Source organism: Micromonospora sp. KC606 (assembly GCF_004348675.1).
Lineage (GTDB): Bacteria > Actinomycetota > Actinomycetes > Mycobacteriales > Micromonosporaceae > Micromonospora.
On sequence record NZ_SMKN01000163.1, the window covers coordinates 1 to 12,328 of the forward strand.

Consider the following 12,328-nt stretch of genomic DNA (forward strand, 5'->3'; position numbering starts at 1 on the left):
GGTTGCCCGCGGTGTGGATCTCTCCCCGTACCGCCAGGGAACAACGTGACGGTGGCCGTCATTGACGTGCGCGAGGACGGATGATCATGGCGTGCGACTGCGAGTGGCTAGCCCGGCATGTAGATCACGGGTAGGTCGCCGTCGCCGTACCGGGTTTCTCGGGTGAGGATCGAGGCGTCGTGTTCGAGGCTGGCCATGACGGTGGTGGCGAGGTCGATGCGGCCGGCGTAGGTGCGCCAGTAGCTCAGTTCGTGCCAGGACTGCCCGTCGGTGGGCAGTACGACGCAGGCGTCGAGGGCGAGCAGGCGGTGCATGGTGGCGCGGTCTTTCGGGTCGTCGATGACGGCCAGGGCTTCGGCGGCGGTGACGGCGGTGACGGCGAACCGGTTGCGGTCCTCGATGACCTCGTGCAGCGGTTCGCCGACGTGCACGGAGCCGGCGACGTAGGCCAGCAGCGCCGACCGGTCCAGCAGCAGCCGGACCGGTCGGTCCTCGTCGTCGCCGGTCACGCGGACCAGACCGGCTGGTCCGCCTCCTGGTGCTCAGCCCTCGTGGGGGACCCGTAGTTTCCGACGAAGAAGCAACGTTAAGCGATACGTCGACTGTCGAAGCGCGTCGCTGTGCTGCTGTTCAACGCGCGCGTAGTCCGTCCACGATGCGTGCAGCGACCTTCCTTGCGAACGCGGGTTCGGTGGTGTCGAGGGTGGCTGCTGCTCGTCCGAGCACGGCGAGCAGGACCGCTCCCATGGCGGCGTTGGCAGCGTCGGCGACGTCGGTGGCGTCGAGGTTGTGCTGGGCGGTGCCGCCGAGCGTGCCGACGTTCACGCCTTCCTGGAGTATCCGGCGCAGGTGTGCGCCGATGACGGCGTCGTTGGCGGCGAGTACCTCGTGCATTCGTCCGCCCGCGCCGGCGGCGGTGAGCAGCCCGGTGCATACGAAGGGGCGCGCACCGAGGTAGCTGCACATCGCGGCGAGGACGGCGCGTAGTCGTTCGGGGGCCGGCAGCGCTTCGTCGTCGGCAGTGGCCATCACCTGCCCGCCTTCGCGGACGTGTGCGGCCAGGATGAACGCCAGGAGGTCCTCCCGCCCGGCGAAGTAGTAGTAGAGCGTTGCCCGGGCCACTCCCATCAGCCGGGCCACGTCGGCCAGCTGCGGTGGGTCGTCAGCACGCAGCAGTTCCGCGCTGGCGTCCAGCAGTCGGCCGGCCAGGTCCGGAGGTGGCGTTCTCATGGGTCCAAGATTACCACTTGGCATGTACCGGCGTTTGGACTAGCGTCTAAACCATGATTCAACGATACGGGCCATGGGCCGTCATCACCGGTGCCTCCTCCGGGATCGGGCGCGCGTTCGCCGAGCACCTCGCCGCGCAGGGTCTGCATGTCGTGCTCGTCGCCCGCCGCGGCGACCTGCTCCGCGAGCTGGGCCGGCGGCTGTCCGCCGCACACGGCGTCTCCCATCGGGTGGTGGTGACCGACCTGTCCCTGCCGACCGGGGCATCCGCGGTCGTCGACGCTGTCACCGACCTCGACGTGGGCCTACTGGTGTCCAATGCCGGCAGCGCCCGGCCCGGGGCTTTCCTGGACACCGATCCCGCCGAGCTGCAGCGCGCGTTCACGCTGCACGCGAGCACCCATATGGAACTCACCCGCGCTCTCGGGCCCCGCCTGGTCGCGCGGGGTCGGGGCGGCATCGTGCTGACCTCGGCCAGTGGTGGACGCCACGGCATGCCGTGGATGGCGCACGTCGGCGCGGCGAAAGCCTACGTCCTGCACCTCGGTGAGGCGCTGCACGAGGAACTGGCGCCGGCAGGGGTGCGCGTCACCGTGCTCGTCCCGGCCAACGTCGACACCCCGATCGTCGACGCGATCGGCCTGGACCGCAAGGACCTGCCCGGACCGCTGCAACCGCCTGCCGTGGCAGTGCGCCGAACCCTGCGCGCGCTGCAGGCCGACAAACCAGTGATCATTCCCGGGCCGGTGATCTCGGCGATGCTCAAGGCCATCCCTCGCCGGATGTCCATCCGGATGAACGGACGGCTGATGGCGAAGGCGGCCCGGGTCCACGCGGCACGCGACGCCCAGGCCCGGCGGGCGGGCTCGGCCGCATGAACGCCCGCACTCCGCACCCCGAAGTCGGCAGCGACACCGTGCCCGTCCCGCCGCGCCGCAGTCGGGTCCTAGTGACCGGCGCCACCGGGTTCCTCGGCCGCGCCATCGTCACCGCGCTCGCCACCCGGCCCGACGTCGAGGTCGTGGCCGCGTGCCGCCGCCCCGAACGTCTACCGGCAGGGGTGACAGGAGAAGTACGCGCCGGGGACCTGCGCGACCCCGACTACCGGGCGGCCGTGCTCGACGGCACCGACGTGGTGTGCCACGCCGGCACCTGGGGCGCCTTCTGGGGACACGCCGAGCAGGAGCGCCGGGAGTTCTTCGAACCCACCCGCGACCTCGTCGACCGGGCGATCAACAGCGGCGTACGCCGCTTCATCCAAACCAGCACCCTCGCGATCGCGGCCCGGCCCACCGGCGACGGACCCGTCGACGACTTCGCACCCACCCGCCGCACCGGCTTCTGGCCCCACCTGGACCTGCTGATCGACCTCGACGATCACATGCGCCGCCACAGCCGCCACGGCACCCAGATGATCACCATGCGCCTCGGCCACTTCGTCGGCGCCGGCAACAACCTCGGCATGGTGCCCGCCCTGGTACCCCGGCTGCGCACCCGGCTGGTGCCCTGGCTCGCCGGCGGCCGCGCCCGGCTGCCTCTGGTCGCCGACACCGACCTCGGGGAGGCGTTCGCCCTGGCCGCCACCGCCGAGCACCTCGACGACTACGAATCGTTCAACATCGTCGGCCCGACCCTGCCCACCGCCCGCGAGGTCATCGAGTTCATCGCCGACGAGACCGGATCCCCCCGACCCGCCTTCAGCGTCCCGTACACCGCCGGCTACGCCTTCGCCCGGCTGATGGAGACGCTGCACCCCGTCCTGCCCGGCCCCGCGCCGTTCCTGACCCGCTCCCTCGTGCACGTGTCCGAGAACTGGAACTGCCGCAACGACCACGCCACCCGCACCCTCGGCTACACACCCCGCAAACACTGGCGCACCGCCGTACGCGAATCACTGGCCGCCGGCAAGACCCACGGCCACCCCTGGCCCCGCCTGGCCCCACAAACCTGACCACCCACAGGAGAACCCCTCGCATGCGCAAGGTTCACACCGGACAGCGGATCGAGCCGCTCGAACTCACCGCCATCACCGGCGAACCGGTCCGGATTCCTGACCCGGACCTCCTCGTCCACCTGCAATTCCGACGCTTCGCCGGCTGCCCCATCTGCAACCTGCACCTGCGCGGCATCGCCCGCCGACACGACGACATCCTCGCCGCCAGCATCCGCGAGATCGTGGTGTTCCACTCCACCACCGCCGCCATGCTGCCCTACCAGGGTGACCTGCCGTTTCCCGCTGTGGCCGACCCGCAGCGCGACCTCTACACCCGCTTCGGTGTCGGCACCTCCCCCCGCGCCCCGCTACACCCCCGGGCATGGGCCGCAGCCCTGCGCGGCGCCACCGCGAGAACGGCCGCACCCCCCGCCCACGGCGAAACCGTCCTCGGACTACCCGCCGACTTCCTCATCACCACCACCGGACACGTCACCGCCCACCACTACGGCCGACACGCCGACGACCAATGGACCGTCGACGAACTACTCCACCTCGCCCGAAACGTGGCCGCCGCCCGCACCACACCAGGGATCCATCAGCTGGGAGCTTCAGACCCACCGCACGGGCCTGGCCCGCTCGGCAACCAGGCGTAGATATTCGACGCAACCCCACGGTTGCTACGGCGTGGTCCGGGAATGAGAAGGCGGCAAGTCCTCGCGTCCCGGAAACGAGGGTTTCCGAAACGGTCTGACAGGCGCTCGCCTCCGCCGACGTTTCCGCAGCTCGTCGAGTCCCGAAATCCGTCCCGCAACCGGCGCGTCGCCGCAGGGGTTGCGGGACGTGGTCACCCAGAAGCTGATCAATGGGCCTTAGCGTCGTTTTCTCGCTGGAAGCTACGGGCGGGCCTCGTGCGGCGCGGCGGCGCGGCTCGGGCCGATGCGGGCGCTGTCGCCGATCCGGTAGGTGGCCGCCGGCCAGGGTCTTCGAGGGTCGCGGTCCTGATCACGGCTGGTCGCCGCTCTCGATGCCGGCGACGGCGAACAAGTCGAGCTGCTCGCCGGGGTCGTTCGGTCGGCACGCTGCCCATACGGCGTCTCCGGCGCGGCCGCAGGCGTCGAGGACGTCGGTCCAGCCGGCACCCCGGAATCCGCCCGGGTGCGGCTGGTAGATGTCGGTCAGTCCGAGGGGCGTCGTTGAGTGACGCCCGGCGGGCGCGGCTCGTCAACGAGCACAGCGACCCGGTGGGGGGCCACCCGCAGCTTCCGGACCCGGGCTCCAGGTGTTCGCGAAGGCTGGTGTAGACCGTGGCAGGCGGTCGCCAGAGAGGCCGGGCTCACAGTCTGACGTCAGGAACGCCTCCTCCATTGGGCGAGGTTGCTACGGGTGGTGAGGGTGTCGGGGTGGTCGGGGCCGAGGTGGGCGAGTGCGGTGGCGTGGAGGTGATGGAAGTAGTCGACGGCGGCGTTGACCTGCCCGAGTCACGCCACCATCATGGACAGTAACCGCACCACGGGAGCCACCCGCCTGCCTGCCACCGAACCTGGCCGGAGCAACAGGTCACACCCGGGCATCAACTCTCTCGCTTCCTGGTCCGGTGACGCGTTCAGCCGTGCGGCGATAGTCGCGGTTATTACTCGGCCGGCAGTGTGGTGGCCCAGGGCCGAATCCCCACGCGGGTCGTCGTCAGGATCAGCTCGACGTGGCGTGCGCCGGCGAACACTCGAAGCCTTGTCGGGACCTGGCACACTGAACGCAGTTGCCCGTGGAGCGACACATCCACCGGGCCTCGCGGGGGGGGCCGCGCGCCGCATAGCGCGCGGGAGGAATCGACCTCGGAGGCTGCGGTGGGTATCCCCCACGAACTGGCTGAACTCGTCAACTTGGCCAACAGCTTGGTGCAACTGGTCGCTGCCAGCGTCGGTCTTGCTGCTGCCCTGGCTGTGCGGCGTCGGATGCGCGATTCTCGACAGAACGACGACGGCCGCCGTGACAACGGCATGCCTGACTAGTTCGGGTTCGGCGCGATTGTACGTCGAAGGGCCGGCCAGGTAGCGCCGTTCGGCCTTGCTGGCGATCTGCGGCGGGCATCGGGCCGTACGGCACGCTTGTGGAGCTGGTTGCGGAGCCCTCATTCACCTGCCGCGTCGTCGGCCACCGATGACCGTGCGGCGGGGCGGCGTCTGCGGTCCGCCGCGCCTGGTCCCCCTTACGCGAGAGGCCCGGGTGTGGAGGTGAGCAACTGAACGTTTCTTACCGGCACCCCTACGGCGCCGGCGCCCGTTGACAATAGTGCTGGGTCTACCAAAGTTCTGCATCCAGGGCGAATGTGGCCGACGGGTCCGCTCCGGTTGGATGACCCACATGACGACAAGATTCGATCAATTCAGGAGGGCGGCCGTCGTGGTGACGGCCGCCCTGACGGTGCCGGTTGTCGCCGCATCGTCGTCGGTTGCGGCACCCGCCGGGGTCGCGGCGTTCGAGCGGACGCACGAGAACGGGACGCACGCGGCGGCGTCCCGGTTCGCGCTGCCCCGCCCGACCGGACCGTTCGCGGTCGGCCGGGACGTGCTGCACCTGGTCGACCGCGACCGACCCGACCCGTGGGTACCGGCGAACCCGCGCGAGCTCATGGTGTCGGTGTACTACCCGGCGCGGCCGAACACCGGTGGGCCGGCGCGGTACCTCACCGTCGCCGAGGCCCGCCTGTTCATCGAGGACCGCTCGCTGGCCGGCGTCACCACGCCGGAGGAGTTCTCCGCCACCCGGGCCAGCGCCCGTACCGGCGCCCACCCGATCCGCGGCCGGTACCCGCTGGTGGTGCTGTCGCCCGGATTCAGCGTGTACCGCCACACCCTCACCCACCTCGCCGAAGACCTCGCCAGCCGCGGCTACGTGGTCGCCGCGGTCGACCACACCTACGAGTCGGCCGGCACCGAGCTTCCCGGTGGACGCGTGGTCACCTGCCTCGCCTGCACGGCGGTCGACGGGCAGGGACGTGACGGCTTCGCCCGGGTCGCCTCCGGGCGGGCAACCGACGTGACGTTCGTCCTGAACAAACTGACCGGACCACGACGGGCCTGGCGCCACGCCGACCTGATCGACCGCACCCGCATCGGAATGGCCGGCCACTCGATCGGCGGCAACGCCGCAGCGTCGACGATGGCCGCCGACCCGCGCGTGCTGGCCGGCGTCAACATGGACGGCACGTTCTTCGCGCCCGTCCCCGAAGACGGCCTGGGCGGGCGACCGTTCCTGATGCTCGGACATCCCGGCCACGTCCCCGGCGGCCCGGACGACACCTGGGACCGCGATTGGCTACGCCTCGACGGCTGCAAACACTGGCTGACCGTGACCGGAACCGCCCACATCGACTTCAGTGACCTCTCGGTCCTCGCCGACCAGGCCGGCCTACCCGACGACGCGTCGCCACTGTCCGGCGAGCGGACCGCCGAGATCATGCGGACGTACGTAGGCGCGTTCCTCGACCGGCATCTCCGCGGCATCCACCGCCCCGTCCTGGACGGCCCGACACCCGGCAACCCCGAGGTCGTGTTCCACCAACCCTGATGATCGAACGTGGCGCGACGGATCCGCTGTTCTCGCCGCAGGGCGGACCGCGAAACGTCGCGCCGCTCGGGGATCGCGGAGAAACCGCACAGTGCATCCGGACAAACGAGGTAACGAGCCTCCAGGCCCACCTTGCGGATCACCGGCCAGCGCCTTGATCATCCGCAACCTTCGGCCGGACGCGACAGGGCGCATCGCCTGCGTTTGGCGGCCAGTGGGCCATATCTTGCTGCGCCACGTTGCAGGTTTCATCGCCACCCGGCCCGGAGCGGCAGGTGTTCCGCGCATACGGCGAGATGCTCAGCGAACACGGCTTTGACCTGCCGGCGCTGATTCCACAGGTCTACCTGCACTACGACCCCTACACCCGGGCCCAGCGGCGTGAGCCGGGACCGCTGCCGCGCCAGCGGATGGACTTCCTGCTGCTGATGCGCGGCCGTTGGCGGCTCGTCATCGAGTGCGACGGCAAGCATCACTACGCCGAGGACGACGGGCGGGCAAGCCCTCGTCGCTACGCCGATATGGCCGCCGCAGATCGGGAACCCCACCTAACCGGATACGAGGTTGTGCGCTTCGGCGGTGCGGAGTTCCAGTCGCAGGAACAGTCTCTGCCGATGCTGCGCCGCTACCTCACACGGTTGTTCATCGCACACGGCTACCTGCCCGAATCCGCGGCGTGACATGGCGGGCCGGCGATCGGGAACGGACAGCACAGCCCTCTGGTGCCTCATAAGGCCAGCCCGGGCGATCGGGCCACGGTGCAACATCATCGCGTGGCGCGGCACACTCTCGCTGCCCCGAGCCGGTCCCCGGCCGGTCGGCTACGGAGATCATCCCGTTTGGATCAGGTGACCCGTTTCTTACCGGCAGCCCGGCCAGGCCGGCGCGGGCCAGATTGCAGCGCTGGTATGGCGGCAGGGTGTGTGGCTGCTCGACCCAGCCCAGCCGGCAGCGCTGGCAGAGCATGTAGTCCACGGCGAACGCGAAGTCGCCGTCGAGGTTGGCGGCCCGCTGCCGCCAACCGGTCCGCTCGGCCGAGATGGTGTCCTGCCACGGCGTCGCCAGCCGGGGTACTCGCGGCCACCCGGTACGCCGCCCGAGCCGACCGCGGCTGAGCCACTGCATCAGTTCCCGCCAGGGTTCCCGGCCCGAGGCCCGGCCGATCTGATCGGCCATGCCGGCCAGGCGCCGCGCCGCAGCCGTGTCCGGAAACTACGGGCGGGCCTGGTGGTGGCCGTGCACGCGGCGGTGCCGATCAGCCAGTTACGGCACATGATCTACGCGTACCCCACCTTCCACCGCGCCATCGAGGACGCCCTGCGGATCGACGGCCCTGACGCAAAAAAGTGGAATGTCTGTGCCGTCCCGATAGAGGCATTACTCCAGCAGGCGCAGCTACACCCAGTCGGCCAAATCCCAGCCCTGGACAAACTCCCCCATGGGGTACGAGGTGAGCAGCACATGGTTTGGGCCTGAAATATGGCTCACCTCGGCCGCTCCGGTGAAATGGCTGTAGGAGAAGAACCGGTCCGAGGAGTGGTAGAGGATCCGCGTCCAGAACCGCCGGAACGTGTTGTGCGGGAACCAGTATGGTTCGAGCGCACCGTTGCTGTAGAACTGACCGTACAGTCCCACGGCGGTGCTGTCCGCAGAGTTCTCGCGATAGAACAGCAATCGCGAGCTGTAGGTGTGGACGAAATGGTTCCAGCTGCAACAGAAGGTGCCCGGTAGGTAGGTCCACTGGGTGGCCCACTGATGGTAGAACCGGTCTATCTGTCCGACGACGGCGGAGTTGTTGGAATAGTTGTAGAGCAGCACTCGATCTTCGTCAAATCCGGCGGCATGTGTCCAGTAGCCCAGGCCCGACATGGTTCGCAGGGTTCTGAACCGGCCCTGCCCGTCGAGTTGGCCGATCGCCGCCGCACCGCTTGTGCTGTAGAAGAAGAGCCGGTCGGTGTTCGGTAGCCGGACGATGTGATCCCACCCGGTGGCGAAAGAACCCCGTCCGTACCACATGACGGTCACGTGGTGGTTGAGGTCGTTGACGTACCCCACACCCGCCTCGCCGGTTTGCTTCTTGTACCAGAACGTTTGCCCATTGGACAACGTGACCAGGTTGGTCCAGCCGGTCATGGAATAACCGCTGGGGTGTGTTTGCAGGATGGTGAAGGTATTGTTGCTGTTAAGCCGACCCACCGCCCCTGAACCGTCCCGGGGGTTGTAGAAGAGCACCCTGTCACGCAGAGCGTTCACCGCGCGATCATCCCCGGCGGGTGCCGCCTCTGCTGGTACCGCAGGCAGCGACAGCAGGGTAGTAGCGAGCAGGACTGCGACCAGTCTGCGAGTCGTTGACATCCATCCTCCTTTGCCCCACGTCGAACAGATCGACGTCTGCCTATTATGAGGGCTTCTGGTGCCCGACCCTGTCCGGTTTTTCAGCATCAGGCAAGCGATGAAGGTTGGGCAGGTGTGGGAGTCCATCCGAGGTGCAGCCTTGTCGCACCAGCAATCCCTTGAGCTGATCGCGGAGGTGGCGGAGACGTGGAGATGACCGGCGGCGCCAGGTGGCGCAAGAGCAGCCGGAGCAACAGCAACGACGGTGCCTGTGTGTCGCCACCGTGGCCAACCGCTGATGGCCCTACCGCCCGGCCAGCCGGCCGAGTGCTCCCGAGTGCTTTACGAAGGCGCGGACACGGGTTTCGTTACACAGCTGACCTGGGCAGACGTGCACGCGGCTCGGGTGTAAAGCGAACGGACGTTAGCGTTCACCGTCTGGAGCGGCTGTTGAAAGGCTGACATGTCTCGTCAGGTTTTTCTGTCAAGGTTTCCGTCATGGATCTTGATTTGGCAGGCAAGGTTGCTGTGGTAGCGGGGGCGACACGCGGTGCGGGGCGCCAGATTGCCGTGCAGCTTGGTGCCCGTGGGGCGATGGTGTATGCCACCGGCCGCAGTACTAGAGGGCAGCGTTCGGAGATGGACCGGCCGGAGACGATCGAGGAGACCGCTGAGCTGGTGACCGCAGCCGGTGGTAGGGGGATCGCTGTCCAGGTCGATCACCTCGTCGCGGAGCAGGTGCGTGCGCTGGTGGAGCGCGTCGATGCTGAACAGGGGTGCCTAGACATCCTGGTCAACAACATCTGGGGTGCGGAGCTGTTGTTCAGCTGGGACCAGAAGCTGTGGGAACACTCCTTGGACACCGGCCTGCACATCCTGCGGCTGGCGGTCGACACCCACATCATCACCAGCCACTTCGCACTGCCGATGCTGATCCGCCGACCGGGTGGCCTGGTGGTCGAGATGACCGACGGCACCGCAGAGTACAACCGTACGAACTACCGGGCGACGTTCTTCTACGACCTGGCCAAGGCTTCGGTACTGCGCATGGCGTTCGCGCAGGCTCAAGAGTTGGCAGCGTTCGGTGCCACCGCGGTGGCTTTGACGCCGGGCTGGATGCGTTCGGAGATCATGCTGGAGCACTTCGGGGTCACCGAGGCCAACTGGTTTGACGCCACGGCAACGGAACCGCACTTCGCGATTTCGGAGAGCCCCGCTTTCGTCGGCCGGGCGGCGGCCGCGCTCGCGGCCGACCCGGATGTCGCCCGGTGGAACGGGCAGTCGCTGTCCAGCGGGCAGCTGGCTCAGGTCTATGGCTTCACTGATCTCGACGGTAGTCGCCCGGACTGCTGGCGGTACCTGGTCGAGGTCCAGGACGCCGGCAAGCCGGCGGACGTCACCGGCTACCGCTGATACAAGTCGGCCAGCCGTTGTGCGGCAAGCCGCATCTGCTCGCGCAACGGCTGGGGCGCCAGTACCTCCACCTCTGGGCCGAGGCGTAGCAGTTGGTCGTAGGCGACCTCGGTGGACTCGACGGGCAGGCGGGTGACCACCCAGCCCTGTGCGTCGGGTTCGCCCGCCGCGGCGGTGGCCGCCTGCACCGCGGGCGGCTCGACGGCGAACCGTAACGCCCGCAGCCCGGCCTGACCCAGTCGTATCGTCACCTGCTCGGCGAGCATGCCCCGGACGAACTGTGCCGCCCGTTCGGCCCACACTGCCGGCAGGTCAAAGGACTCCTCGCGGACGAACCGCTGATCAGCGACCTCGACGGCTACGACCCGGTCGACGCGGTATACCCGCAGGTCCGCGCCGACCCGCGCGACGAGGTACCAGATCCCCGCCTTGAGGACCACGCCGTAGGGCTGCACGCTGCGCGTCACCTCGTCATGACGGTGGTAGCGAAGGATCACCGTCAGGTCCTGCCACTCCGCGCGGACCAAGACGCTCAGCGCAGGCGGCGGGTCGCTGTCGTGAAACCACCCCGGCACATCGAGGTAGAAGCGTTGCGCCGCCTGTGCCGCCGCATCACGCAACCCGGCTGGCAGCGCCGCGCTGACCTTGAGCTGGGCGGTGGCCAGCACATCACCGAGCCCCATGTCTCGCGCCGGGCCGTACAGACCGAGCAGAAACAACGCCTCAGCCTCAACCCGGCTGAGTCCGGTCAGCCGGGTGCGGTAGCCATCGACCAGTCGGTAGCCACCGAGTCGTCCCTGCTCGGCGTAGACCGGCACTGCGCCATCATCTGCTGGCGACGACTCCAACACCCAAAGAGTTAGGAGTTGTTAGAGACGGCCCGTCGTCTGCTCGGGGACAGCGCATGAGTCGCCAGCTCAGCTGACGATCACCAGTCTCGCCAGGAGTCAGTCAGCTCAGCGCGGCTGAGGCCGCGCCGAGCGGCAAGGGCACCGACATCCACGCCGGCATCCGTCAGAACGGCGTCGATGTACTCGGCGAGTTCTTCCCGCTCCCCGGTCTCGATAGCGCCATAATTCTTATCGGCAACGTTCAACCCCAGAACAACTCGCTCGACGGCTGCCCAGACCGCTTCGTCCGCCACTGGGTCCAGGGCGGCAGCGTCATGCTCGTACGCGTCCAAGACGGCGTCGACCGCCGCCGTGAAGTCTGCCGGCCACAGCTCGGCGGCGTACGCCTCATCCGGATCCAAACCTCCGGCGGCAACGGCCGCTTCCTGGGTCGCCACCTCACGTCGCCAGCCACGCGTCGGCCTCTCGATCATGGCCGTCAGAGTAACGCCTTCTACTGCCCGTGACGCCCACGCCGGCGTCAGGCGTTAGCGGGACGGTAGTCCAAGCCTTCAGAAGCGGGCAGCAGGACGGCGGCATACCGCCGGTCGGCGCGGCTATGTCGACATCCTCCTCGACCATGGAGGTCTGCGGAGCCTCGCGGGCGAGCTCGCGGCGCAGTGCCAGCGCTTCCCGCGCCACCGGCAGTGCTTCGGCGACCCGCCCGGCCGCCAGAAACTGGTTGGCGACGTTGCTCAGCGATGTGGCGAGGTCCTCGGCCATCTCGTCCGGCCTCCGCCGGTCGAGCCGCTGCCGGATACGCAGCGCCACGGCGACCAGCGCGGCCATGTGCACCGACAGCACGAGGTCGAACTCGGGGCCAGCGAGGTTCGGTGGCAGCGGGATGTCCGCCGCGTCGACCTCGAGTATGCGGGCGAACGCGTCGCGCGCCGCGACGAAGACGGTCTGGTTCATGCCCACGGAGCGGTTGGCGCGGGGGAGGGGTGAAGGTCAGGGG

General features: G+C 68.7%; 13 protein-coding genes. 7 read left to right on the forward strand and 6 right to left on the reverse strand.

What is annotated here, in order from left to right; genetic code table 11:
• Nucleotides 1–107 precede the first annotated feature (107 nt).
• Together E1193_RS23695 and E1193_RS23700 are read right to left on the reverse strand one after the other, a co-directional pair.
• Nucleotides 108–509 (reverse strand): PIN domain-containing protein, encoded by a 402-nt coding sequence (locus E1193_RS23695; protein WP_132185389.1) that lies wholly within the window; start codon nt 507–509, stop codon nt 108–110.
• Nucleotides 510–630: 121 nt separating this feature from the next.
• The gene (locus E1193_RS23700) at nt 631–1,230 is read right to left on the reverse strand and encodes a TetR/AcrR family transcriptional regulator (RefSeq protein WP_165945814.1); all 600 of its coding nucleotides are present in this window, start codon (nt 1,228–1,230) and stop codon (nt 631–633) included.
• Nucleotides 1,231–1,283: 53 nt separating this feature from the next.
• On the opposite strand from E1193_RS23700, the gene E1193_RS23705 reads away from it, so the two are divergent.
• The 6 genes from E1193_RS23705 (at nt 1,284) to E1193_RS23725 (ending at nt 7,413) form a co-directional block, all read left to right on the forward strand.
• Nucleotides 1,284–2,108, forward strand: a complete 825-nt coding sequence (locus E1193_RS23705) for an SDR family NAD(P)-dependent oxidoreductase (protein ID WP_132185391.1) — start codon at nt 1,284–1,286, stop codon at nt 2,106–2,108.
• Nucleotides 2,105–3,181, forward strand: a complete 1,077-nt coding sequence (locus E1193_RS23710; RefSeq protein WP_132185392.1) for an NAD(P)-dependent oxidoreductase — start codon at nt 2,105–2,107, stop codon at nt 3,179–3,181. The genes E1193_RS23705 and E1193_RS23710 overlap by 4 nt, the downstream gene beginning before the upstream one ends.
• A 23-nt stretch (nt 3,182–3,204) precedes the next feature.
• The gene (locus E1193_RS23715; protein WP_132185393.1) at nt 3,205–3,819 is read left to right on the forward strand and encodes a peroxiredoxin-like family protein; all 615 of its coding nucleotides are present in this window, start codon (nt 3,205–3,207) and stop codon (nt 3,817–3,819) included.
• Between the two features lie 1,191 nt (nt 3,820–5,010).
• On the forward strand, nt 5,011–5,175 hold the full coding sequence (locus E1193_RS32070) for a hypothetical protein (RefSeq protein WP_165945815.1): 165 nt from the start codon (nt 5,011–5,013) through the stop codon (nt 5,173–5,175).
• A gap of 391 nt (nt 5,176–5,566) precedes the next feature.
• On the forward strand, nt 5,567–6,733 hold the full coding sequence (locus E1193_RS23720) for an alpha/beta hydrolase (protein ID WP_207922826.1): 1,167 nt from the start codon (nt 5,567–5,569) through the stop codon (nt 6,731–6,733).
• 275 nt (nt 6,734–7,008) lie between these two features.
• Nucleotides 7,009–7,413: a hypothetical protein gene (locus E1193_RS23725; RefSeq protein WP_132185395.1), complete on the forward strand. Its 405-nt coding sequence runs from the start codon at nt 7,009–7,011 to the stop codon at nt 7,411–7,413.
• A 715-nt stretch (nt 7,414–8,128) separates the two neighbouring features.
• On the opposite strand, the gene E1193_RS23735 is transcribed toward E1193_RS23725, so the two are convergent.
• Nucleotides 8,129–9,088: a hypothetical protein gene (locus tag E1193_RS23735; RefSeq protein WP_132185397.1), complete on the reverse strand. Its 960-nt coding sequence runs from the start codon at nt 9,086–9,088 to the stop codon at nt 8,129–8,131.
• Between the two features lie 477 nt (nt 9,089–9,565).
• Here E1193_RS23735 and E1193_RS23745 point away from each other — a divergent pair, with 477 nt between their 5' ends.
• Nucleotides 9,566–10,480: an SDR family oxidoreductase gene (locus tag E1193_RS23745; protein ID WP_132185399.1), complete on the forward strand. Its 915-nt coding sequence runs from the start codon at nt 9,566–9,568 to the stop codon at nt 10,478–10,480.
• Here the strand turns inward: E1193_RS23745 and E1193_RS23750 are convergent.
• The 3 genes from E1193_RS23750 to E1193_RS23760 all read right to left on the reverse strand — a co-directional run bounded on the left by E1193_RS23750 (nt 10,471) and on the right by E1193_RS23760 (nt 12,285).
• On the reverse strand, nt 10,471–11,298 hold the full coding sequence (locus E1193_RS23750) for a WYL domain-containing protein (RefSeq protein ID WP_243707852.1): 828 nt from the start codon (nt 11,296–11,298) through the stop codon (nt 10,471–10,473). The two genes, E1193_RS23745 and E1193_RS23750, sit on opposite strands and share 10 nt — an antisense overlap.
• Nucleotides 11,299–11,408: 110 nt before the next feature.
• The gene (locus E1193_RS23755) at nt 11,409–11,804 is read right to left on the reverse strand and encodes a hypothetical protein (protein WP_132185400.1); all 396 of its coding nucleotides are present in this window, start codon (nt 11,802–11,804) and stop codon (nt 11,409–11,411) included.
• On the reverse strand, nt 11,770–12,285 hold the full coding sequence (locus E1193_RS23760) for a tetratricopeptide repeat protein (RefSeq protein ID WP_132185401.1): 516 nt from the start codon (nt 12,283–12,285) through the stop codon (nt 11,770–11,772). Before E1193_RS23760 ends, E1193_RS23755 begins: the two co-directional genes overlap by 35 nt.
• Nucleotides 12,286–12,328 lie beyond the last annotated feature (43 nt).